This is a genomic window from Paenibacillus sp. J31R109 (assembly GCF_059692055.1).
In genome coordinates this window covers 19,398-42,807 of sequence record NZ_JCAUAR010000023.1, presented here as the reverse complement: position 1 = coordinate 42,807, position 23,410 = coordinate 19,398, and the positions used below count along the sequence as shown (strand labels likewise).

19 protein-coding genes are annotated in these 23,410 nt (G+C 46.8%); all 19 read right to left on the bottom strand.

Annotated elements, in window-relative coordinates; translation table 11 throughout:
* Positions 1-182: 182 nt before the first annotated feature.
* Positions 183-620, bottom strand: a complete 438-nt coding sequence (locus tag AC58QT_RS31895; protein WP_310502146.1) for a BrxA/BrxB family bacilliredoxin — start codon at positions 618-620, stop codon at positions 183-185.
* 129 nt (positions 621-749) lie between these two features.
* Positions 750-1,142, bottom strand: a complete 393-nt coding sequence (locus tag AC58QT_RS31890; protein WP_497412530.1) for a DUF3905 domain-containing protein — start codon at positions 1,140-1,142, stop codon at positions 750-752.
* The gene (locus tag AC58QT_RS31885) at positions 1,139-2,074 is read right to left on the bottom strand and encodes a hypothetical protein (protein WP_497412529.1); all 936 of its coding nucleotides are present in this window, start codon (positions 2,072-2,074) and stop codon (positions 1,139-1,141) included. Before AC58QT_RS31885 ends, AC58QT_RS31890 begins: the two co-directional genes overlap by 4 nt.
* 161 nt (positions 2,075-2,235) lie before the next feature.
* The gene (locus AC58QT_RS31880) at positions 2,236-3,213 is read right to left on the bottom strand and encodes a substrate-binding domain-containing protein (protein ID WP_497412528.1); all 978 of its coding nucleotides are present in this window, start codon (positions 3,211-3,213) and stop codon (positions 2,236-2,238) included.
* 15 nt (positions 3,214-3,228) lie between these two features.
* Positions 3,229-5,022, bottom strand: coding sequence for a cache domain-containing sensor histidine kinase (locus AC58QT_RS31875; protein WP_497412527.1), 1,794 nt, complete (start codon positions 5,020-5,022; stop codon positions 3,229-3,231).
* On the bottom strand, positions 5,019-6,641 hold the full coding sequence (locus AC58QT_RS31870) for a response regulator (protein ID WP_497412526.1): 1,623 nt from the start codon (positions 6,639-6,641) through the stop codon (positions 5,019-5,021). The genes AC58QT_RS31875 and AC58QT_RS31870 overlap by 4 nt, the downstream gene beginning before the upstream one ends.
* Positions 6,642-6,812: 171 nt before the next feature.
* A complete protein-coding gene (gene lacZ / locus AC58QT_RS31865) occupies positions 6,813-9,866 on the bottom strand; it encodes a beta-galactosidase, LacZ type (protein ID WP_497412525.1) in 3,054 nt (1,017 codons plus the stop codon).
* Positions 9,867-9,915: 49 nt separating this feature from the next.
* Positions 9,916-10,740 carry a carbohydrate ABC transporter permease gene (locus AC58QT_RS31860; protein ID WP_497412524.1) on the bottom strand — a complete coding sequence of 275 codons (825 nt, stop codon included), beginning with the start codon at positions 10,738-10,740 and terminating at the stop codon, positions 9,916-9,918.
* Entirely contained in the window at positions 10,737-11,615 is an 879-nt protein-coding gene (locus AC58QT_RS31855) for a carbohydrate ABC transporter permease (protein WP_497412523.1), read from the bottom strand. The genes AC58QT_RS31860 and AC58QT_RS31855 overlap by 4 nt, the downstream gene beginning before the upstream one ends.
* 111 nt (positions 11,616-11,726) lie before the next feature.
* Positions 11,727-13,034 (bottom strand): ABC transporter substrate-binding protein, encoded by a 1,308-nt coding sequence (locus AC58QT_RS31850; protein ID WP_497412522.1) that lies wholly within the window; start codon positions 13,032-13,034, stop codon positions 11,727-11,729.
* A 183-nt stretch (positions 13,035-13,217) separates the two neighbouring features.
* Positions 13,218-14,996: a sensor histidine kinase gene (locus tag AC58QT_RS31845; protein ID WP_497412521.1), complete on the bottom strand. Its 1,779-nt coding sequence runs from the start codon at positions 14,994-14,996 to the stop codon at positions 13,218-13,220.
* A gap of 20 nt (positions 14,997-15,016) precedes the next feature.
* Positions 15,017-16,561: a response regulator gene (locus AC58QT_RS31840; protein ID WP_497412520.1), complete on the bottom strand. Its 1,545-nt coding sequence runs from the start codon at positions 16,559-16,561 to the stop codon at positions 15,017-15,019.
* 223 nt (positions 16,562-16,784) lie between these two features.
* Positions 16,785-17,786, bottom strand: a complete 1,002-nt coding sequence (locus tag AC58QT_RS31835; protein WP_497412519.1) for an ABC transporter substrate-binding protein — start codon at positions 17,784-17,786, stop codon at positions 16,785-16,787.
* A 64-nt stretch (positions 17,787-17,850) separates the two neighbouring features.
* Positions 17,851-18,834, bottom strand: a complete 984-nt coding sequence (locus tag AC58QT_RS31830; RefSeq protein WP_497412518.1) for an ABC transporter permease — start codon at positions 18,832-18,834, stop codon at positions 17,851-17,853.
* Between the two features lie 10 nt (positions 18,835-18,844).
* On the bottom strand, positions 18,845-20,347 hold the full coding sequence (locus AC58QT_RS31825) for a sugar ABC transporter ATP-binding protein (RefSeq protein WP_497412517.1): 1,503 nt from the start codon (positions 20,345-20,347) through the stop codon (positions 18,845-18,847).
* Between the two features lie 654 nt (positions 20,348-21,001).
* The gene (locus tag AC58QT_RS31820; RefSeq protein WP_310502131.1) at positions 21,002-21,688 is read right to left on the bottom strand and encodes a PspA/IM30 family protein; all 687 of its coding nucleotides are present in this window, start codon (positions 21,686-21,688) and stop codon (positions 21,002-21,004) included.
* Positions 21,689-21,691: 3 nt separating this feature from the next.
* Positions 21,692-22,186, bottom strand: coding sequence for a PspC domain-containing protein (locus AC58QT_RS31815; RefSeq protein WP_497412516.1), 495 nt, complete (start codon positions 22,184-22,186; stop codon positions 21,692-21,694).
* On the bottom strand, positions 22,155-22,850 hold the full coding sequence (locus AC58QT_RS31810) for a PspA/IM30 family protein (RefSeq protein ID WP_310502129.1): 696 nt from the start codon (positions 22,848-22,850) through the stop codon (positions 22,155-22,157). The genes AC58QT_RS31815 and AC58QT_RS31810 overlap by 32 nt, the downstream gene beginning before the upstream one ends.
* Positions 22,851-22,900: 50 nt before the next feature.
* Entirely contained in the window at positions 22,901-23,197 is a 297-nt protein-coding gene (locus AC58QT_RS31805; RefSeq protein WP_310502128.1) for a LiaF transmembrane domain-containing protein, read from the bottom strand.
* Positions 23,198-23,410: the final 213 nt, after the last annotated feature.

The following is a 23,410-nucleotide window of genomic DNA, read 5'->3' as shown; positions in this document are numbered from 1 at the left end:
GAGTTACAGCATCCATGGGGCCCCTTTCTTCCGCCCTAACTCGAATTTTTCGAGTTGCGGGAGCTTGACCTGAGCTCAAGTCAAGCTCTTGCAATCTCGCTGGGAACAGCGTGCTCGCCGCAAAAAGAAAAAGCCCACCCGCTCATCATCAGCAGGTAGGCCTCTATGTTGCCTTGCACTTATTATTTGCAATATTGTTCAAAAGCACCAATCAAATCGCCAGCGATCATGTCCGCGGAACGATCTTCGATTTGGTGACGTTGAATGAAGTGAGCTAGCTCACCGTTCTTGAACAACGCGATGGATGGGGATGATGGCGGGTATGGTGCCAAGTATTCACGCGCTTTCGCCGTAGCATCCTTCTCTTGACCAGCGAACACCGTGTATGTGTAAGTTGGTGTTGTTTCGTTCTGTAGGGCTTTTGCAACACCTGGACGACATTGACCAGCTGCACAGCCACAAACGGAGTTCACGACAAGCAACATCGTGCCATCCTTGGATTTTTCAATTGCTTCCTCAACTTGCTCAGGAGTCAAAAGCTCCGTAATACCCAGACGAGTCAAATCTTCTCTCATCGGTTTAACCATATCTTTCATGTATGAATCAAAAGACATTGCCATATGTGCCACCCCTTAGGATTTGATAGTTACTCTTAAAACGTAATGACTACAATTTATATTATACATCCGTTAGCGGTGAAAGCAAAGTCCAATGTCCCTTGATAAAAATAGAAATAAAGCGAAAGCTGTTTAGGCTTCCGCTTCATCATTCTTTTTGCTGGTCGTCGCTTCGGCCGTCACTGAGGCCACATTCTTATCCGCATGGGTGAAAATCCCACTTTGCGGCGCAACGCCTTCTTCAAAGATCTCCCGATTCTGGGCGCTTTGGAAGCCGACGTCCTTGAACGGATGAACCCATTGATCGCCCGCCATAACCTCGGGATTCGTGTCCGACGTCCATTGCTCCAGCGGCGAATTGTCGGACTCATAATCATGATCGCCGATGGTCACGCCATACTCGTTCACGAATGGCGCACGCGGGCCTCGCCCCTGCTCAAACTGAGGTAGAAAATCGATCTCAAAAGGATCCAGCTCACTTTGATCCTTCGAAGAGGTGGCTGATTTCTTCTGATCTTCGCTCATGTGGATGGGCGGTTGGGGCCGTCCAATTTTTTATCATAGCCCTCTCTACTTACAGTTTTTTTATCACGCTCTTGGTTTTGTTGTTCTTGCTGGATTTGCGTTTTGGAATCGTTCTGACTCATATCCATCAGCTCCCTTCTGCCCGTAGTATGTGACAAAATAGGGAGGTTCATTCCAATAATCAGCATGAGCAAATTCATCAACTGAACAGGGGTGAGATACACCGCGGTTGGATCAGCTAAAGCGAAATAGCTTGCAATCATCCCGGCTGTACCGCCAAAGAACAAGGTGTTTTTTAGCAGTTTGCCCGTTCCTAGAACTCGTGTCGAACGAACTATCCATAGTTGCTGCCACACCAGTAGCGGCAGCAACAGGATCGCCAAGTACGCATGATAGGGATGAAACCTTGATACAGTTCCTTCCACTCCAATTCCCCAAGGTAACTGGGTGGGTAGTCCGAACGTTGGCGTCAACGCCGCATAAAGAAACATCGCAGATGCAGCACCGACAGCGAGCATATCCAGCAACACCCGCCAATCGATGCCCTGCTTGCGCACTTGATATGTGAGGTAGATGTACGCCAGAACGACACCTACTACAATCTCCATTTGAGCGCCTGCTGTCATAAGCAGCTTCATCGGGCTCTCCCATAGCAAGGATGGCTGTGTCAGAAGACTACCCAAGCGCCATGTAAAAAACACGATCAAGGCACTATTTAAAATCAGGTCATCCATTCTTTTTACAGCTACCCGCTCATTATCAGGTGTTTCTTGCAGTTCTTGTAATTTTGGTACTTCTTGCACTTCAAACTCTACCCGGCTCCAAAGCCGCACTACACGTCGCATCAGCCAAAAACCAAGTACACACGCCAACAACAAAGCGACTAACTTCCCCTGCAACTGCAGCGGACCGATTTGTACCACATCAGGCATAGGTGAGTGACCTCCGATTTCGCTTTCCATGTATCATTAACCCACTTAACTTTCGACAAGACGCTTACTATTTCCTGGGAAATTGTGCAGAAGCGCGTGAACATTTGTCTAAATCCCTCGAACTTACTGGTGAATGATCTCCCGTTCTTCTTGTCCCCATCCTATTTCCCGACAAAAGGAAACAACAGCTTCTGATTCTCGTTCGTATACATGTTATCCTTGGTGATAACCTCAGAGCCCGTATCCATCATACGTTTGACCGTTTCGCCGCGATGCGCTTGAAGTGCAGTTTTGACAGCGAGATATCCCATGTTAAAAGGTTTCTGAACAATCGTCCCTTGCAGGATTCCCGCCTCGAGGAAGGAAATTTCATTCATGGAACTGTCGAAGCCGACGAGTTTAATCGTGCGGTCGGGATCCAACTCTTTTAACGCGCGCGCCGCGCCCATAGTGGATGGCTCATTCAGACCAAAAATACCCTTAATATCTGTGCGGCCCCGCAAGAGCTCCTTCGTCTGCTCATAGGCTCTATCCTCAGAGCCATTACTATACAGCGTGTCTAACAATTGAACAGACGCATCTCCTTTTAGACGATCCCGCACGCCGTTCTCACGATCCATTTGTGTATTCGATGTTTTCACGAAGCTAACGATGGCATAGGTTGCTGGTCCTTGCACATAGCCTTTCATCGTTTCCACCGCTTTGCGCCCTGCCGCATAATTGTCCGTTGCAATGAAACTCTCTGAAACGCCGCCAGCAAGCCCCGAATCCACTGTGATCAGTGTAATTCCTGCATTTACCGCACGCTGAGCAACAGGAACTAATCGATTGTAATCCGTCGCCGCCAGGATGATGGCCTTCGGCTTCTCCGCTATCGCTTGCTCTACAAGCTTTATCTGTTCATCGATTTGAGATTCCGAAGACGTTCCCATGATCTTGATTTCTGCATTGTACTCTTTCGCGGCAGCAAAAACACCTTGATTCAACACCTGCCAGAATTCAACGTGTGGATCAATCGTCTTAGGAATCACAATGATTGCATGGTTCTTAGCACTGAATTGGTTGCCGAATATTAGATACCCCGCGATCCCAATAGCAGCAGCAAGTGTAATCACAACAGCACTCACTTTATTTTTCAAAAGAACACCCCACTTCTAGCCTTCACCTTGATCCGAAACGAGCGAAATGGCAGGAAACGTAATGGTGACTGTCGTCCCCTCCTCCAGTTCGCTTTCGAATTGCAATCCGTACAGCTCGCCAAAGTATAGCTGAATGCGGTGATTGACATTTTGCAAACCGAACCCTTTGCCTGATTGCGATTGATGCGTTGTCTTTTGTCGGACAGCTTTCAGCTGCTCCTCGTTCATGCCAACACCGTTATCCATGACCTTCAATTCGATAACACCATCCCGCTTCCGTCCGGTTATGCGAATATGCCCGCTCTCTGCCAAATGCTTCATACCATGATAGATCGCATTTTCCACCAGCGGCTGTAGAACAATTTTCAAACTACGATCCTCCAACAGATCCGCGTCCACCTCAATGTCGTACGTAAATTTATTGCGGTAACGGATATTTTGGATCGTTAAGTAATTCTCAATATGGGCTAACTCTACACGAATGGGAACGAGCTCTTCCCCTTTGCTAATGCTCGAACGCAGCAGCTTGGACAAGGCTGAAGTCATCGTCACAACATCATCGACTTTCCCCATCTCGGCCATCCAAATAATCGAATCCAACGTGTTGTATAGAAAATGTGGCTGAATCTGCGCCTGCAAGGCCTTTAGCTCGCTAATTCGCTTGACCTCTTGATCCAGCACCGTCTGGCTCATCAGCTCTTTGATTTTGCTAATCATCAGATTGAACGTGCGTGACAGCTTACTGATCTCGTTAGCGCCTTCCACATCGACACGGATGTCAAAGTTCCCTTTTTCAACCTGCTTCATATGCACTTCAAGCTGTTTAATCGGTTTGGTCAACGTGATAGACAGCCAAATCGAAATCGCCAACGCAATAATAAGCGCAATACCGCCCCACATAGCAGACGTCAGCTGCATCTCTTTTTTGTTCCCGCTGAGGTCACCGGCGTAGGTTACGCCAATCATTTTCCAACCAAAGCTCGTTGTGCGGACGGTATAGATCTTATTTTCATCCGTTGCCACCGTCTCGAACGTGCTATCCGGAGCCTGCATCAATGCGCGGATGTCCTCGGATTTCAAGCCCGAATACAACAGCTGCTGTTGAGGATGATAAATGAGATCTCCGCTCTGATCGAGGATGAACACGTACCCCCGCTGGCCCAACTGAATTTGATTGCATAGATCATTAATGAGGTTAAAGTTCAGGTCAACGAGCAGCACCCCGCTTGCGCCGCCTGGCCCAGGACTTGGCATCTGCTTCGAGATGGAAACCACCCATTTATATTCATCTTGATACACATGCTGCACATGGGAGGAGGAAATGACGATATCCCCCTTACTCCTGCTCGCTTTCGTGTACCATTCCTGTGAAATCAGCTCGGCATAGGGCTTAAATTCAGGTGAAACTCGATCCGATACTATGGCGCCATTAGAACCGATGAACACAATGGAAGCGATATCATTTCGCGAGGCAACGATCGTGCTAAAATAGCTGCTGATCTGGCGTTTAAGCTGCTGTGCTTCGGCTTCCTGTGGATTTTTCAATGAGAGATATTGCTTCAGATCGGTGTTGCTCAAAGATAGGGTAGAGATACTCTCCATATTGCCAATGTAAGTTTGAATGTTCTTATTCACTTGTTCCATCAGCTGATTCGTATACGTCAGTGACGCATCTGTTACGGCGACCGTCGAGAGACGATAAGCACTATAGCTGAGAATGACGGTTGTACATAAAATTAAACAAGAAAAGGCCAATGCGAACTTTGTATGTATGCTTTTGAATTGAAAGGCATGGTAGACACTTCTCATACATTCAGCCCAGCCTTATTGGCGGCTCTGAACTCCTTCGGGGTCATGCCCGTATGTCTTTTAAAAATCACACTAAAATACTGCGGATCCCCATAACCAACCTTCGCTGCGAGTTCGTATGTTTTAAGCTGTGTCGTTGCCAGCATTTCTTTGGCTTTCTCCAAACGGTATCGGGTCACATACTCAATGAAGGTCTCCCCCGTATACGGCTTAAATAGAGCGCTGAAATAACTCATGCTCATATAGATATGATTGCACACGTGCTGCAGGGAAAGCTGCTCATCGGCATAATGCTCATGGATATAGGCAACCGCGGATTCTAACTGCGCCCCTGACACATGCGTACGCTTCTCTGCCAGCCGGTCTACGAAGGCTACACAGATGGCCTCTAGCCATAGCCGCACATCATCTAACGTTTTGTGTGTGTAAAGTTCCATGAACGAGTGATCGCCCAGCACGTCATCCCCATCCAGCCCCGTCTCCACCCCGGCATTCATCAGGGCGACGAGCAGTTTGTGAAGCTTGCCATAACAGGACTCCATCGGGCACGCCGACTTCTTCAAATCGTCCATCCACTCCTGCAGCGTGTTCGTGATGGCTGTCTTTTCACCTATTTTGATCGCTGCGATCAGTCTTTTCTCTGTACGCAAATAGCTCGTGTTATCTTGACTGCTCCCGAACTCCATATCTCCGATCGCTATGATGCGATTATTTCCCAGCATAAAGCGATAATCCAATGCCGTAAGCGCTTCCTGAAATGCCTTCGGCAGCTCCTGCAGTCCCTCACACATGCGGCTAATGCCGACCGTGACCGTCATACCCAAATACTTCTCAATACTATATCTCGCCTGTTCGGCCAGCGTTTGACTGACGACTTCGACCCGCTCCTCAGCGCCCGAAACAAGCCCGACAAGCTTATCATCACGCGTCCGAAAAACCGCACCGCCATGCTCCTTCTCCACAATTTCATGCAAAATATTATAAGCCGCAAATCGCAGCAGCTCCTCTTCTGCCACTTGGTCGCTGTACAGCTCCCTCCCAAAATCATCAATATCAAGTGCCAGCACGGTATGCCCCGGTCCGGAGCTCTCTAAATGCAAGCCAAACATCGGGAGCTTCCGCTCGATCTCTTCTTTCCGCATGCCGGATGTGACCAACCGTTCCAAAAACCGCTCACGCAGCAAAGGCATGCTCTCTTGAAATTGATGGCGAAGGAATGTAATGTCCTCACGCTGCTTACGCTCCTCGTCCAGCTCGAGACATAGCTTCTGTAGGAATTCCGTGAATTCAGCACTATTGATCGGCTTTAGCAAATAGTCTTTGACCTTCAGTTTAATCGCTTGCTTCGCATAGTCAAAATCCTCGTAACCGGTTACAATAACGACTTTGATCGTGCGATACTTGGCGACAATCCGCTCCGTGAGTTGAAGTCCGTCCATGAACGGCATATTAATATCCGTGATGACCACATCTGGTTGCAACCGCTCGACCGCTTCATAAGCGTCTCGCCCATTATCATAATCGCCTACCAGCTGGAAGCCGCAAGCTTCCCAGTTCGTCTTCTTTTTGATACCTTCTCTGACTTCATCCTCATCATCGACCATGATGATTGTATACATCTCGGTTCACCTCTAGCGAAATCGAATTAGGCTCTCTATATATTGTACACAGCAGTCCCAGTAACTGGCAATGTATGTTCCCTTGTCGATGCACTGACAAGCGCACAAAGAGGCTGCACAATGGCAGCCCCTATCGCTTGTATGATTATTTCCCCATAACTTCTACTATGCTTAGGAAGGTACGTTATGACTAGACAAGAAGAATTCAAATTGAATCTCCTGATCCGCTGGAATCTGATATTCTTCATGAACAGGTGCACCCCAGCTATCATCTCCGCCAACACCCATTTGTTTGCCCGCAACGGTAACAACCGTATAATGAACCTCTGGCAGCTCAAACGCGTGATCAGCATGCTCGAGCTCAAATGCCGTATATGGCGACAAGTTGCATTCTACCGGTGCTAGTGGATCTGATTGAATCGACAATCCGATGCCGGTTACATCCGTCACATTCACACGGCGGACGCCCGTGCGGTTGCCTGATTCCTGTGGAACCAGATATGGCGTAGGCAATTGATTCACCGGACGGCTGAATACACCCAAACGAGCACCGAAATTGCGGTCCATATAATTCTCTTCAGGCCCCATCGCATACCACTCGGATTGACTATAATCCGCAGACATCTTGAACGATACAGCGAGTATCGGCAAATTCGGCAGACCCGCGGCACCTTTGTACTGCGTATTCACGCGAATCGTGCCATTCGCTAATACCGTGTACGCAATGCGAACGGAAACATCCGAGTGAATGCTGAACTTGTAATCAAAAATGACCGTTGCAGAACCTTGTTCTTGGCGTATCTCCCATTTGACGCATTTGCGCGCTAGACTGGCAGCATACCAAGCTCCGGCCGTAAAGCTCATTGCCGTCCCTTTGTCATTATCCGTGGTAGCCCGCCAGAATAAAGGCGCAGGCGGCGTCGCGATCATTTCGCGGCCCTCGTATTGAAGCGAAACGAGCGATCCTACTTGTTTCGAGAAAATGGCAATAAAGCCTTTCCCTGTCACGCTCATATTGACATCGCCCTCAACGACGATGACTTCGCCAGAAGGCTGCTCATGCAGACGACTTGCCCCAACTACGAACGTCGTTTCTCCAAACGAAGTCTCAAATCCAGCATCCCCCCACAATGTAGCTTCTCTTAGGACTAAAGATGCTTGAATGCAGTACTCACCTGGCGTTCCATCTACATTCGGCAATTCGATTGGCAGACTGAATTCACTCTGTGCTTCGACTTCAATATTTGCTTGTCCAGCGCCAATTTCTATCCCTTCATGGTACAGACGGTACACAAGTACCAAATCATCTGTATTTGCAAATAAATTCTCATTCACGATGTTAATATGAGTACGAGTTGGTTCCAACTTGATATTTTGATACAGGAATTTAACTTCCTGCATTTTAGGTGTAATTTGACGATCAGCAAACACTAGGCCATTGCCGCAGAAGCTGTAATCGGTTGGACGATCTTTGAAATCCCCACCATAGGCCAAAAACTCACGGCCATTTCGGTCTTTTTTCACAATCGCCTGATCGATATAATCCCAAATAAAGCCGCCTTGATACATCGGATATTTGTTCTCAAGCTCCGTATATTTATGAAGGCCTCCGACGGAATTCCCCATCGCGTGCATGTATTCGCAGCTAAGGTACGGTTTATCCGGCTGATTATTCAGATACGCCTCAATATCCGCTGGCTTCGCATACATGCGGCTTTCCATGTCGCTAGTCGCACCATAATTAATGCGATCGTAGAACACTCCCTCATAGTGTACAAGTCGCGTAGGATCCGTTTCACGGAAATAGTTAGACACATTGAGAATAACTTGCCCCGCATACGACTCATTACCACAAGACCAAATGAGAATCGACGGATGATTCTTATCCCGCTCCACCATTGAAATCGCGCGGTCCATGACGATGTCTTGCCATTGCATATCGTTACCAGGAATATTCCAGGAAGGTTCGATAGCGCCCATCTTTTGCCAGGAGCCGTGCGTCTCTAGATTCATCTCATCAATGACATAGACCCCGTACTCGTCACAAAGCTCATACCAAAGCGTCTGATTGGGATAGTGAGACGTACGAACGGAATTAATGTTGCTGCGCTTCAACGTTTGAATATCCCACAACATATCCTGCTTCGTGATCGCTCGTCCGCTGCGTGAGTTAAATTCATGTCGATTGACACCTTTGAAAACAATACGTTTCCCATTGATGCACATCAACTTATCCTTCATTTCAAAACGACGGAAACCTACCTTCTGGACAATGGCTTCCACTACATGTCCGCTCTCATCGTAGATCGAGATACACGCGGCATAGAGATAAGGGCTTTCCGCACTCCAAGGCTGAACATGGCCAGCTGCAAGGTTGAAGCGTAGGTTGCCTTGGCTGAATTCCCCTTCTTCTGAGAGAATTACAACTCCTTCCGCATCCTTTAATTCAAGCTTAGCGCGTACGGATGCCGCTTGTTCATTGCGCAGCTTGAGCTCCATCTCAAGCAGCCCTTGCTCATAGGTATCATCCAAATCTGCCTTCACACGCATATCCCATACATGCACTTTAGGTACCGTATACAAGTACACCTCACGGAAAATACCCGACATCCGCCAGAAATCCTGATCTTCCAACCAACTTCCTGTGCTTCGCTGATAGACTTCAACAGCCAGTTTATTCTCACCTTCACGAATATGCGGCGATAAGTCAAACTCGGCAGGTGTAAAGCTATCTTCGCTGTAACCGATAAATTCGCCGTTAAGCCACACATAGAAGGCCGATTCAACACCTTGAAAGGAAATATAGACAGGCTTGCCAATCATCGTTTGCGGCAATTCAAAATTTTTCACATAGGAGCCTACTGGATTATGCTCTTGCGAAATGTGAGGAGGACGAAGCGCCTCTACCCCATCCCACGGATACATCGTGTTGACATATTGCGGTTGTCCCCAGCCTTGAAGCTGGATATGACCAGGCACCTGGATATGCTCCCAAGCGCTGCAGTTATGATCCATTTGATAAAAAGACTGCACACGACTTGCGGGGTTAACCGCGTAGTTGAACTGCCAGCGCCCGTTCAAGCTATGCCGCATAGCCATAGGTGCGCCTGCCTCCGCAGACGCCATTTCCTCATAATAGCGATGATCCGAATGAGCTTCCAGCCGGTTCACTTTGAATACTTGTACATCTTGAAGCCACTCCAGGCTAGGTGCCGAATGTTTCATTTATATGCCTCCCGAAAAATAAGACCCACGAAGGGTCTTGATTTACATCCTATTTTACAGAACCTACCATACCCGCGACAAATTGTTTTTGCATTAAGAAAAATACGAGTGCTGTCGGCAGTGTTGAGATGACAATAGCCGTCATGATCACCCCAAAATCCGGTGAATAACTCGATCCCAAATTGGAAATCAACAAAGGAATTGTTCGTTTCTCCGGTGTTTGCAAGACGATCAACGGCCACAAGTAATTATTCCAGCTCGACATAAAGGTAATGATCGCTGCAGCGGAATACGTCGTTTTCATCGTCGGCATGTATACGCGGAAGAACAACCCTAATTCGGTCAATCCATCGATCCGCCCAGCTTCAAGAAGCTCCCTCGCAAACATTTTCGTGCTTTGACGAAAGAAGAAAATGAGAAATGCTGTCGTAAATGTCGGAAGAACAACTGCGTTCATCGTGTTGATCCCGATTAGGGGCACCGCATTCGACAGGCTGGAAAACATTTGGTAAAGTGGCACCATCAACGCTGCGAACGGAATCATCATGGAGACAAGCAGTAGATTGAACACGATATCTTTGGCTTTGCTCTGATAAATTTCAAAGGCATAACCTGCCAGCGAAGCCACCAACAAGGCCAAGATGGTTGTCGTTATCGAGATCTTCAAGGAATTCCAAAGTGCGGGAACGAGATTAATCGATTCGGTCAGTTTATGGAAGTTATCCATGAAATGCGATCCTGGTAACATTCTGCCCTGCGTAACATCGACAGACAGATTCGTGGAACTGATGACCATCCACAGGAACGGAAATATGGATATAATCGCCACAGCTATAAGGAAGACATAGATGACTGTGCGTCTTAGAGCTATCATTTTTTATCACCCGCCAATTTGATTTGAAGGACAGATAACACAATAATCATGACAACAACCGAGTAGGAAACTGTTGCTGCATAGCCAAAATCAGGTGTGTATTTAAAGGAAAGATTGTAGATGTATTGTGATATCGAGAGAGTAGCATTACCTGGGCCACCCTTCGTAATATTCATGATCTCATCGAACAACTGGAGCGTACCAATCGTCGAAGTAATGGACGTGAAGAGAACAATGGGTTTAAGCATTGGGAACGTAATATGGAAAAACTGTTTGACCGGAGATGCTCCGTCAATACGTGCTGCTTCATAGATAGAGTTATCAATGTTTTGCAAAGCGGAAAGGAAGAAAATCATATTATATCCTGTCCAGCGCCATGTAATGGCAAGGATAATCGTAATCTTCGCCCAAAAAGGATCGGAAATCCATGCGATAGGCTGTGAAATCAAGTGAATTTTAATTAAAGCCATATTGATCAAACCATCGTTGCCAAACAAGTATTTGAAAACAACCGAGTAGGCAACAAGTGAAGTTACGCAAGGCAAGAAAATTGCTGTACGGAAAAACCCTTTGAAACGAAGCTTGCTATCATTCAACATGACGGAAATCATCATCGACAGAATGATCATGACCGGCACCTGAATAATCAAATAGATAAACGTATTCTTAACGGCAGTGATGAATGTCTTATCGCTAAAGAGCCGCTTATAGTTGCTTATCCCATTGAAATGCAAATTAGCACCCGCGCCTGTTTTAAAGGAAAGCAGCAGAGCCTGAATCATGGGATAAAAGTAAAACAAACAAATCATCAATACAGCAATAGCGATAAACAGCCATCCCGTAAGCTTTGCACGGCTACGCATCGAGTAGTTCATTAGATTCAAATCCTTCCTATCATTTACGATGAAAAATTGAAACGCTGTCCCCTGCTTTGCATACTTCGCAATTCAGAGGTCAGCGTTCCATAGGTTAATGGGAAGAGAAACTTACTTAAGTTGGGATTCTGCTTGGGATTGAGCATCACTGAATACTTTCGCGATGTCTTTACCCTTCAGGTAGTTTTGCATCTCAACTTTGAGAATATCTTCAATCGCATACGTATGCAGACCATAGTTGACTTTAGGAATTTGAGCCGTCCATGTTGCGAAATCAGAAATCACCTTTTGACCTCCGAAGAAGTCGTCGGCTTTCGTATAAGCTTCACCTTGCGCAGCAGGTTTATAGGTACCAACAACCCCTACGTCAGTAACTAATTTTTGATACAAATTCACATCAGAACCGAGTGTTTTGCCAAGGAACTCAGCAGCTGTATCTTTGCCCGTGCTGTTCAATACATACCAGGAGCTTCCCCCAAGGTTGGATGCATTAACGGAAGCAGCTGTATTCTTCAATTTAGGGAAAGGAACTACCGCCCATTTACCGGATTGATCAGCTTGTGATTTAATCGATGGTGTAATCCAGTTACCTGTCGGAACAGAAGCCACAGCACCGCTGTTGAAACCAGCTAGGAAAGAGTTCCAATCCGAGTTGATTTTAACAATGTTCGCGTTCATGATTTCTTTGTACGTCTCGAAAGCTTCTTTCAATACTGCGTTATCTTTCAGATCCGGGGTAGTACCATCACTTTTTAGATACCAAGCGCCACCAGATTGAATCATCATACGGACTAGGCCCAGATCATTAGGATCTTGTGTCAGCAAGTCTTTACCTGTTTTGGCTTTAACCGCTTTACCTACCTCAATGAATTTCTGCCAGTCAATATTTTTCAGATCATCGACTTTATAGCCAGCTTGTTCCAAATAATCTCTGCGTACGTATAGACCGGTTACACCTGAATCGAATGGTACACCGTATTGTTTGCCGTTCAAGCTTGTTGGACCTAACTTGTATTCGGCGAAATCGGAAGCTTTAATGGATGCGGACATATCTGCAAATGCATCTGGATATGTTTTCAAGAAGCTTTGTGCACGGTAATCTTCAATCAATACAACATTCGGCAGGCCTGATTTTGAACCGGAGTTTAGTCCTGTGTTCAACTTTTGAATAATGTCATCTTGTGCATATTCGACAACATTGATTTTCACATCAGGATGGTCTTTCGCATATGCGTCTTTCGCTATGTTCATCGCTGCAATATTAAAGTTCTTATCCCATGCCCAAACTGTAATTTCCTTACTAGTGCTTGCAGCACCGCCGCTAGGAGTAGTAGTTGATGTCGAGTCTGGCGAGTTACTTGAACATGCTGTCAATAGCATAAAACTTGCAAGTAAAACCGTAGAAATTTTCTTCTTCATGTGATCCCCCTTGATGAGCTTATATTGTTGTAAGTGCTTACTTATAAATAATATCATTTGGGCTAAATGTCTTGTTAGAACGAAATTTACTGAAATTAGCGTTTTTATTGTGTCTAAAATCCCTTCCTCCCTTGGTCATTTGTATTATTTTTATATTTTGTATTTATTTTAGTTTTTATGCTTCTATGTGATTTGTTCTGTACGCCATGGAAGGGTAATCGAGATTTTCGTTCCTTGTCCCAACGTGCTTGTTATCGCAACGCCATATTCTTCTCCGTACAAAAGGACTAAGCGATCATGAACATTACGAATACCAATCCCTGTGAACAATTGCCTTGCACTTGTGGGATTCGGCATCTCATCCGCTTTATTCGAAAGCTCCATGCCATCCCCATTGTCAACGACTTCACAAAGCAGCGTATCCCTCTCTTTCGTGATGATGACATAAATATATCCTGTGCCTTTCTTATTAAACGCATGAAAAAAAGCATTCTCGATAAAAGGTTGCAGCATCAAATTAGGCACTTGCGCAGGCAAGCAGTCCGGAGATACGAAGTAATCGACCTTAATCCCTTGGCCATAACGAATCTGATTGATGAACACGTAATGCTTTAAATTCACCAACTCTTGCACAACGGGAATCGTTTCTTTGACATTACTAATCGTATTTTGCAGGAGAGAAATAAGCGCATGAATTGTTTGGGTGGCGGTCTCTTTGCTCCCTCGTTGGACAAGGATGTTAACGGAAGCCAGCGTATTATATAAAAAATGCGGATTAATCTGCTGCTGCAGCGCGGCTAATTCTGCCTTGCGCTGCTCTTTCTGCGTATCCACGAGCTGGCTAATGTAGTCATTCAGCTCATCGAGCATAAAATTAAAGGATCTGCTAAGTTCCCTTGTCTCATAGGTGCCCGTTACCGCCATATAATTATGGAAATTCTTTTGCGTTACTGTGGACATTTTCTTAACAAGCTTTCTTAACGAGAGCGTCAACCTTCGTGTAATCACATATACAATGAGCACAGCAACAGCCACGATTCCCGCAACAATGAAGAAAATCGCTTTCCTATTGAGCATTTGACCAAGTGTCACCTTTTTATCAATGACATTCATGATGTAAAAGTCGAATAACGGCAAATCTCCCGCCAATACAATGACATCCTTATCGAACATCTTCATTTCATCCTTGGCCAGACCCTGCTGCTGAATCCTCTGTGCACTGCTTAAGAGCTCTTTCGATGTTGTACCGATTAACTCGGCTCGGTTACTTGAAACAATCAGCCCCTGACGATCCAAGATCATCACATCATTCCCATCACTTGTAAAGCTGGTGTAAATAGATCGCAAATCGCTTTCTTTCAAGATGATATACAGCGTCCCATACCATTCTTTACTGCCAGAATCCGTTAGCGCTTTGGCGGCAACGAGCCCTTGATCCCCAGAACCTGGTGTTCCTTCATCCAAATAGCTGTACAACAAGCGCCCCGGCTCATCCCGCGACGCTTGTGTAATCGGATTTCGCCCTAAATCCGCCGAGGAACCAGACCAGTAGGTACGATCGCTCGTATAGTTTTTGCCATTTATGCCTGAAATGATCATCCCAATGTTCTTGGCTCCAATACCAGACTGGATTCGCTTCATCTGTTCGCTCATACCGAAGGTCACCTTGAAATTGGTTACCGAATCGCTATCTCCTTCGGTCAGGAAGCTTTTAATCGCACCGCTTTGCGCTGCGTTAACGACAATATTTACATTTGAATAATGAATGGATTCCAGACCGCTTTTAATTTGCTCGATGATTTTGGAATTCGTGATACTAAATGTCTTTACAAAAAGTTTCTCCGACATTTGCACGGTAACCCAAGAAGTTGCCACCGTAACCGTAATCATGCTAAGCACCATAACTAGAAACAATTTACTAAATAAACTTTGATCGGAGATCCTTCTAAGCCACGCCCCCATAGTAATGATTCCCTTCTTCTCTATTTTTTTCGATAGTGGCTAGGTGATGTCCCCATCAACTTCCGAAACACTTTCGTGAAATAACTATGATCCGAGTATCCAACAAGAGAAGAGATTTCCGAAATCGAAATATGCACGTTATCCCTTAATAATTCACAAGCACGTTGGATTCGAATACGATTCAAATACTCATTAAAACCTTCTTTATTATGAATGGTAAAATAATTGGATAGATACGATGGGTTGAAATGAAAATGTTTGGCCACTTCTGTCAGCGTGAGGGGTTCTGTAAAATGCTCATCCAGATACATTAAAATTTTCTGAATGCCCGGAGAACTCGTTTTATTTCCAGTCACACAGTCTGTCGCCTCATTAAGAAACTTGGCTAGAAGTGCGCGGACTTCCCCAATATGTTTGGTCTCATGAACGGCACGGAAATACTCATATTTTGCTTCATCCAGCGTTCTTACCTCGTAGTGAAAATGCAGTAAGGAAACAATAATATTGAATAGGCTGTGACCTAAAAAAGATTTAAACTCAAACATATCCGTATCCAGCCTGTCAGGCATGGATTCTACATACTGGCTGAGACGACCAAAAGCTTGTTGAAATTCTTGACGATTCAGCTCCGCAGTAAACGCCTCCGAATCAAATGTTTCGCCTTTCCCTTCATGTTCCACCAGTTCGTCAGCAAAGAACAGCTGTTGATCCGACAGGAAGAAACGGTGATCCAACACTTTGAGACTATCATGCGTATACACGTCATGGAGTTCTGTAATTTCCGTAAAATTCTTGCTAAGTGCGACATAGAAGGATAAACCCGACCTTACGGCTGATACTACCAATTGCTCTGCAAAATGAATGACATCCATTCGACCAGCATCTTCTATATTCAGCAAAAACCGGATATGGCTGTCTTGATGTGAAAGGCGGTGAATAATGCATGGTTCCTTCATATCCTGAACCATCCCGTTCAGAAAAGCTTCGATCCATTCCTCATTTCGCTTCAACGAGGATGTGTTATCTTGCCTATCTGCGACTAATAGAACGAAACAAGGATGAGGAAAATGGGTGCTTATCTCTGCACCATCTACCTCCATGGCATAGCCGGAAATCAACTTGTCCAACACATAGTCGACGGACTGCCCTTTTTCATTCGTAAAGTCCAAGTGCCGAAAGGCTGGCATCCCCGCTACCGTCTTTTTTAATACGGCTAACAGCGACCTCGCATCTAATTTGGGCTTTAGTAAATAATCAGCTACACCACTTTGGAACGTAGAACGCACATACTCAAATTCACCGTAGCTGCTGAGAACCACAATTTCAATCTCCGGATATAAACCTTTTACAACCCTAACCAATTCCTCCCCACTCATGACCGGCATAACGATATCCGTCAGGATCATGTTGGGTTCTAGTTGTTTCACCATATCAAGAGCATCCTTACCGTTAGATGCTTCACCGACAATTTGAAAGCCTTCGCTTTCCCAATCGAGAAGATGTCTGATTCCTTGACGGACCAGCATCTCATCATCAACAATTAATACCTTGCAATATGTCTCCATGACTTACTCCTTTGTGGACTATACATAGCTTTCCACTTGTTGATTGAACGATGTACGATCTCTGTCAGATTTTAAATGTAATTGTACACTTTAACAAGAATGAATCAACAATGGTCCCGAGCGCTTAACAACACAGCAAAAAAGCATCATTCACCATGTTAACGTGAACGATGCTTCTAGCAATCGTGTTTTAGTTCAGACTAAAACGTTGCATAATGTCGTTTTACTCGTATAGGAGCGGCTTGATATCCGCTGCATCAATGTTTGTTTTGTCATACCAGTGGAAACCGGTATCGATGTTCTTGGCAACTGCTTCACCTTTGATCGCTTGCACAGCTGCTTTCACGGACCAATAGCCGATGCCGATTGGATCTTGCGTAATCGCCCCAGCCATTTTGCCGCTGCGGATGGCAGCCATTTGTTGCTTGCCGGAGTCGTAGCCAATGACGACGATTTTATCTTTCTTCAGCTCGGTTACCGCATTCAGAACACCGATAGCTGAACCTTCGTTGGCACCGAAGAAGCCTTTGATATTCGGGTGCGCTTGAACAATCGCTTTCGCTAAGTCAGTGGATTTGAGCTGGTCGCCACCGCCGTATTGGGTATCGACGATTTTGATGTTCGGATATTTGGCTTTGATCTGATTCGTGAAGCCATCTCGACGATCAATCCCTGTACGGCTCGTTTGGTCATGTACGACAAGCGCAATTTCGCCTTCGTTACCGATGAGCGCAGCCATTTTGTCGGCGGCGAGCGCAGCAGCCGCTTTATTATCGGTAGCGGCCGTCGTTACCGGAATGTCGCTATCCACACCAGAGTCAAAGCCAATGACCGGGATTTTGCTTGCTTTGGCCTTCTCGAGCAGCGGCGTCGCCGCCTTACTGTCAAGGGCAGCGAACGCGATGGCCTGTGGCTTTTTGCCCAGTGCAGCTTGCAGCATTTCAATTTGCTTATCCACCTGCGTTTCTGTTTCAGGGCCTTCAAATGTAATCTCTACGTTGAATTCTTTCGCTGCTTTCTCGGCGCCTTGCTTCACCGCTTGCCAGAACTGATGCTGGAATCCCTTGGAGATGACAGGAATATAGATTTTATCTGACTTGACGGTTGTTGTCGTTCCCGATGTGGATGTCGCTGTTTTCGTAGTGGAACTGCACGCACTCAATAAAATAGCTGACAGCAATACCAACGATGATGCTACAGCAAATGTCTTTGTCCGTTTAAGCACTGTACCTCGCCCCTTACTTCTCAAATTTGTTTGTATAGGACTCCTGACGGAGTGAATACCACGGTTACTTCTTACGGCGGCGCATCATATCTGCGTATACCGCCAGCACAATGACAATCCCGACAATGACCGTCTGCCACTCTTGCTTCACGGATAAAATACGAAGTCCATTCGTCAGCACACTCATGATCAAGGCACCAATGACGGTTCCCAGGATGGACCCCTTGCCCCCACTTAGGGATGTGCCCCCAATGACCACGGCTGCGATAGCTTCGAGTTCATAACCAGAGCCAAGTGCAGGCTGCGCCGAGTTAAGGCGAGAGGCCATCATGATGCCGGCGATCCCACTGAACACTCCTGTCAGCGTGTAAATCACGATTTTCCAGTAGTCTACATTGACGCCGGAAAGCCTAGTGGACTCTTCATTGCTGCCTAGGGCAAAGTTGTAACGGCCGATGATCGTTTTGGTGAGGATCATACTGGCGATGATTGCAGCTCCAAAGAAGATGAGAATCGCATTCGGAATGCCAGGGATCATCGAACCCATTGAAATCTTCGTAAATCCAGGTGTGTCATTAAAATAAATCGGCTTCGTTCCGGATATGACAAGCGATAAGCCCTTCGTCACCATCATCATGGCGAGCGTTGCGATGAAGGGTGGGATTTTCATTTTAGCTACAAGTAATCCGCTAATGAGACCGCAGATCGCTCCGGCGAGAATGCCGCCCAGGATGCCGAGCGGCATCGGCAGCTGCCACGTCGTGATGATCACACCAGCCATTACGGCTGAGAATGTCATCACGGTTCCAACGGCCAAATCGATCCCCGAGGTGATAATAACGAACGTTGAGCCCAAGGCTAGGACCCCGATAACAGCGGTTGAAAGCATAATGGCGACGAGGTTATCGAATTGGAAAAAATTGCTCGATGAAATGGAAAAAATAAGAACGAGCATTATTAAGCTGGCGAATGCCAGTAATTTCTGTGCAGCCCCACTTTGTTTGGACAGGTTGGGAATGGTTTTCTTGTGTGCAAGCCATATCGACATGAGGCTCCTCCTAACTAATTCGCATTGTAGCGAATTTCATAATGGCTTCCTGTGTGGCTTCTTGCTGCATGAGTTCACCCGTGATGCGACCTTCGCACATGACCATGATGCGATGACTCATACGTAATATTTCTGGCAGCTCCGAGGAGATCATGATAATCGATTTCCCCTGTGCCGCGAGATCATCGAGCAGCTTGTAAATCTCGGTTTTGGCTCCCACATCAATGCCCCTCGTCGGCTCATCGAAAATGAGAATATCGCAGTCCCGCAGCAGCCATTTGCCAATAACGACTTTTTGTTGGTTACCGCCGGATAGGAATTTCACTTGTTGGTGAATGGTTGGTGTTTTGATTTGAAGCGCTTCCACATAGTGTTGCGCTTTCTCACCGATGATGCTGTCTTGCATCCAGCCGAGTCGCCGCGCTTGGCGATAAGAGGCGAGTGCGATGTTCATCTTCACATCCATGTCCACCATGAGCCCGAACCGCTTGCGGTCCTCGGACAAGTAGCCGATGCCATGCCTTACCGCGTCATGCGGCGCTTGGATACGGACCTGTTGTCCGTGGATGCGAATCTCTCCGGAGTCGATGGCGTCTGCGCCAAATATGGCCCGCGCCACCTCCGTGCGTCCCGCTCCCATCAGGCCGGCGAAGCCGAGGATCTCGCCTTTGGCCAGATGGAAGGACACGTCCTTCACTGCTGAGCCGCGGTTGAGTTTGGAGACCTCCAGCACCTTGGTGGGCGAGGTGTAGGTGAGCTGTTGATTCGGGCTTACGTAAAGCTCGCGCCCTACCATCATTGAAATAATCTGATCGATGGATGTCGACTGCGTCTGCACGGTATCGATATATCGGCCATCACGCATGACGGTGATGCGGTCGCTGATACGTTTCAGCTCTTCCATACGGTGAGAGATGTAGACGATTCCTACACCGCGGCTGCGAAGCTGGTTAATGATGCGGAACAGCTCCTCAATCTCTGCGTGCGTTAGCGCCGCTGTCGGCTCATCCATAATCAGCACCTCGGATTGAAAGGATAGCGCCTTCGCGATCTCCACCATCTGCTGCTTGGCGACCGTCAAATCCGCCACCAGCGTTCGCGGGTCTAGCTGCAGATTCATCTGATCTAAGAGCAGCTGCGCTTGCTCGTTCAGCTTTCGCTCATCGACGAATAGCTTGAAGCTATGTCTCGGCTCGCGGCCGATGAAAATATTCTGTGCGATCGTCAAATCCGGCATCAGATTCAACTCTTGGTGAATCATCGAAATGCCAAGGTGCTGCGCTGCTCTTGTATGGGGAAGATTCACTTCGGTGCCTTTGATGAAGATGCGTCCCTCATCCTTCTGATACACCCCTGTGGCAATTTTCATCAGCGTGGATTTCCCTGCCCCATTCTCACCGACAAGCGCATGTACCTCACCTGCTGCTAACGCTAATTGACACTGATGCAGCGCATGTACACCAGGAAAATGCTTCTCAATCCCTTCCATCCGGAGCAAAACTTCCTCATTCATCGTCGATCTCACCTCTGTGATCATTCTAACTGCCAGAAGCTGGAATGAGAGTGGATAAATCTCTTTAAAAACATTGAAAATCTTCTGATTTCAGCGCAGGGCTGGCGCACCGCGCGCAACTCCCATCGCGCGGTGTGTGTCCAGACGGTGCTTATTAAGCCAATGAGTGGGTCAGAGGCGAGGTATGGATGTGCGAAAATGTAGGTACCTGAGGTAGTGTGTGTGGATAACCTGTTTTAAGTAGCTATGCCTTGGAGATCCCACGCAACGCAACGCAACATCAGCAAAACCACTTCACTGCCTTCGCGGCGGTTTCCGCCGCTTTAAGGCCCAAAACGGGCCTTATCCGCACGCTCCACGGCCCGTGCACGCACAATAGCGCCCATATAGGGCGCTATTCGCTCGTCTTCGCTGCCTTCGCGGCGGTTTCCGCCGCTTTAAGGCCCAAAATGGGCCTTATCTGCACGCTCCATGGCCCGTGCACGCACAATAGCGCCCATATTGGGCGCTATTCGCCCTTCTTCGCTGCCTTCTCGGCGGTTTCCGCCGCTTTAAGGCCAAAATGGGCCTTATCTGCACGCTCCAAGGCCCGTGCACGCAAAATAGCGCCCATATTGGGCGCTATTCGCTCGTCTTCCATACTACACCAAGCTGCTATTCGCCAGCTTGACCGTTTAATTTCTCTTTAAGCAGGTTGAGCTGCTCATCCACTTTGGCTTGCTTCGCTGTGTCGACCGGCGTGTAGCTGCCTACGCTGCCTGCAGGTACATATGGCTTGCGAGCAATCTCAGCTTCAACTTCAAGCTGGATGATCTTCTCTTCCATACGTTGGAAGCCGCGGGACGCGTTGCCGCTCTCAATCACACCGTTGTAGGACACTTGTGCCATTTGTTTCTTCGCTTTCGCCAATTGAGCACGGGATACAAGCTCATTGCGCTTGTTGCGCATTTTGTAGAATTCATCTTTCATCTCGTGCAATTGTTGTGTCAACTCATCTGCATGTGCTTTCGCAGAAGCATGTAGATCAGTGTACTCAACAATTTTGTCTTCGTGGTACAGTTTTTCTTCGACGGCTTGGCGAGCAATCGCTTCTTGGCCGTTTTTAATTGCTGCGGAAGCTTTTGCTTCACGGTCAGCTACAAGACGCACGGATTCCTCAAGGCGCTGCTTCAGCTTGCGCTCACTTGCGATTTGGCGTGCAACCGTTACCTCAGCTTGCGCAATTTCTTGCTCCATATCGCGAAGGTATTGGTTCAACATCACGATTGGATCCTCAATTTTATCTAATACCTCGTGAATAGATGCTTTTGTCATATCTTTCATTCTTGTGAATACTCCCATGGTTTACACGTCTCCTTTTTTACTATCCAATGTTTGTTTTTCAAAGCGAGCAACTTTGGCTCTTAGTTCATCTACTTCTCTTTGCAATGCTTTCTTCTCAATGTCTTTCATCATCTCATCGATGTTATTCGTTGGTTCGCTAGCTTCATAGGATGCATATTTGCTAGTCGGCTGTTGCCCTTGGCGGTGGTTATGGTGATTATGGAGATTTTGGTGGTTATGGTGGTTATGGGATTTATGATTCCATGCTCCCCCTGAATAGTTCTGACGACCATACGAACTTGCATAGGGATCGAATGGGGGCTGATCAAACCCAGGTTCCTTCGGAATAACAATCGCCGCTACAAAGTAGATGAAAATGACGGTCCCTCCGGTGAAAAACGTGGTGATCACGACTAGTAAACGTAATAGTGTGACATCTACATTCATGGCTTCTGCAAGTCCTCCGCATAGGCCCGTTAATTTCTTATCTCTTCGTGAGCGGTATAGTTTGTTCATGATCCTGTGTTCCCTCCTGTTTCAGTCTATTGCGAAGTGCTTCCATTTCCGCATCTACCGCCGGGTTTCCCCCACTATAGAAGCTTTCGCGACCCATCTTCCTAACATCGCGAAGTGTCCTGGCGTGTAGCTCCATATCGGATACGCGCTCTTCCAATCGGCCGAACATCCGCGGTGCCCCATCTTGTGTGACAGAGCTGCGAGCATGCATTCTTTGCTGCAAGCGAGCGGACTCCATACGGGCCAAGTAGTAGCTTCGTTTGTCTGCGACTTCTTTGTAATCTGCTTTCAGTTGTTGCAGCTCCTCATCTAGCTCAAGGATGGACTGCTTCGCCTGCTCATAAAGTTCATGGTATTGCACGCTTTTCTCTTCCGCCTGCAACTTCTCTTGCAGGACGATTCGTGCCATGTGCTCTTCGCCTGCTTTCAAAGCCAGCAGCGCTTGATGCTCGCGCTTTTCTTTCGTTTCAAGTGCGGTTAAATATTGCTGCCGAAGTGATGCTGCGTGACTAACGCATTGCTGATACAGCCTTTCAGACTGTACAAGCTGCTCACGTTGGTTCGCTAAGTATTGGTCAATCAAGCGTACCGGATCTTCTGACTTCTCTAAATGCTCATTCAACGTTGCTACGGTTATATCTCTCATCCGCCTAAATAGGCTCATCTTCACTCCACCTTTTTCACACTCTGTATTCAATTCATGTCCAACTTACATTAAGCTGTTCTTCCTTTTAACATGGAAAATCCATATCCGATTAACCCAATTGCAAGAAGAATAATAATCCAACCTGCCAGTTTACTAACCAGGATGATGATACCGATACCCGCAATAACCCATCCAATTTTCTTATCGTTCTTAATCCCTAGGTAACCCAGTCCAATCATAATGAGAGGAATCACCAATCCCATCACTGAACCTACAAAGTGACCCAAGTGAAAACCTAGCTTATTGAATAATATCAGTGCGCCGAATGCGATTAGCAGAGCGGCTAGCCCTGTATTTCTTTTCATTGTTTCGTCACCGCCTTTCGCCTTTTGTCGTCGTCTTCTTCATGTCTTTATTCTAGGTAAAATCCTAGCTTTCCAAAACGGACCGTGGACGGTATTTGCTCCTAGACCTTAGTCGGGGTGGGTCTACGACCCTTGATAGACAAGCATTCCTTCAACACCAAGTCTGACACCCATGGCAAAAAGGAGCTGCCAGCAGGCAACTCCCCTATCCAT

Excerpts from the sequence above, each read along its gene's own strand:
- AC58QT_RS31895 (WP_310502146.1), bottom strand. The coding sequence starts at position 620 with ATGGCAATGTCTTTTGATTCATACATGAAAGATATGGTTAAACCGATG.
- AC58QT_RS31890 (WP_497412530.1), bottom strand. The coding sequence starts at position 1,142 with ATGAGCGAAGATCAGAAGAAATCAGCCACCTCTTCGAAGGATCAAAGT.
- AC58QT_RS31885 (WP_497412529.1), bottom strand. The coding sequence starts at position 2,074 with ATGCCTGATGTGGTACAAATCGGTCCGCTGCAGTTGCAGGGGAAGTTA.
- AC58QT_RS31875 (WP_497412527.1), bottom strand. The coding sequence starts at position 5,022 with ATGAGAAGTGTCTACCATGCCTTTCAATTCAAAAGCATACATACAAAG.
- AC58QT_RS31870 (WP_497412526.1), bottom strand. The coding sequence starts at position 6,641 with ATGTATACAATCATCATGGTCGATGATGAGGATGAAGTCAGAGAAGGT.
- lacZ (WP_497412525.1), bottom strand. The coding sequence starts at position 9,866 with ATGAAACATTCGGCACCTAGCCTGGAGTGGCTTCAAGATGTACAAGTA.
- AC58QT_RS31860 (WP_497412524.1), bottom strand. The coding sequence starts at position 10,740 with ATGATAGCTCTAAGACGCACAGTCATCTATGTCTTCCTTATAGCTGTG.
- AC58QT_RS31855 (WP_497412523.1), bottom strand. The coding sequence starts at position 11,615 with ATGAACTACTCGATGCGTAGCCGTGCAAAGCTTACGGGATGGCTGTTT.
- AC58QT_RS31850 (WP_497412522.1), bottom strand. The coding sequence starts at position 13,034 with ATGAAGAAGAAAATTTCTACGGTTTTACTTGCAAGTTTTATGCTATTG.
- AC58QT_RS31845 (WP_497412521.1), bottom strand. The coding sequence starts at position 14,996 with ATGGGGGCGTGGCTTAGAAGGATCTCCGATCAAAGTTTATTTAGTAAA.
- AC58QT_RS31840 (WP_497412520.1), bottom strand. The coding sequence starts at position 16,561 with ATGGAGACATATTGCAAGGTATTAATTGTTGATGATGAGATGCTGGTC.
- AC58QT_RS31830 (WP_497412518.1), bottom strand. The coding sequence starts at position 18,834 with ATGTCGATATGGCTTGCACACAAGAAAACCATTCCCAACCTGTCCAAA.
- AC58QT_RS31825 (WP_497412517.1), bottom strand. The coding sequence starts at position 20,347 with ATGAATGAGGAAGTTTTGCTCCGGATGGAAGGGATTGAGAAGCATTTT.
- AC58QT_RS31820 (WP_310502131.1), bottom strand. The coding sequence starts at position 21,688 with ATGGGAGTATTCACAAGAATGAAAGATATGACAAAAGCATCTATTCAC.
- AC58QT_RS31815 (WP_497412516.1), bottom strand. The coding sequence starts at position 22,186 with ATGAACAAACTATACCGCTCACGAAGAGATAAGAAATTAACGGGCCTA.
- AC58QT_RS31810 (WP_310502129.1), bottom strand. The coding sequence starts at position 22,850 with ATGAGCCTATTTAGGCGGATGAGAGATATAACCGTAGCAACGTTGAAT.
- AC58QT_RS31805 (WP_310502128.1), bottom strand. The coding sequence starts at position 23,197 with ATGAAAAGAAATACAGGGCTAGCCGCTCTGCTAATCGCATTCGGCGCA.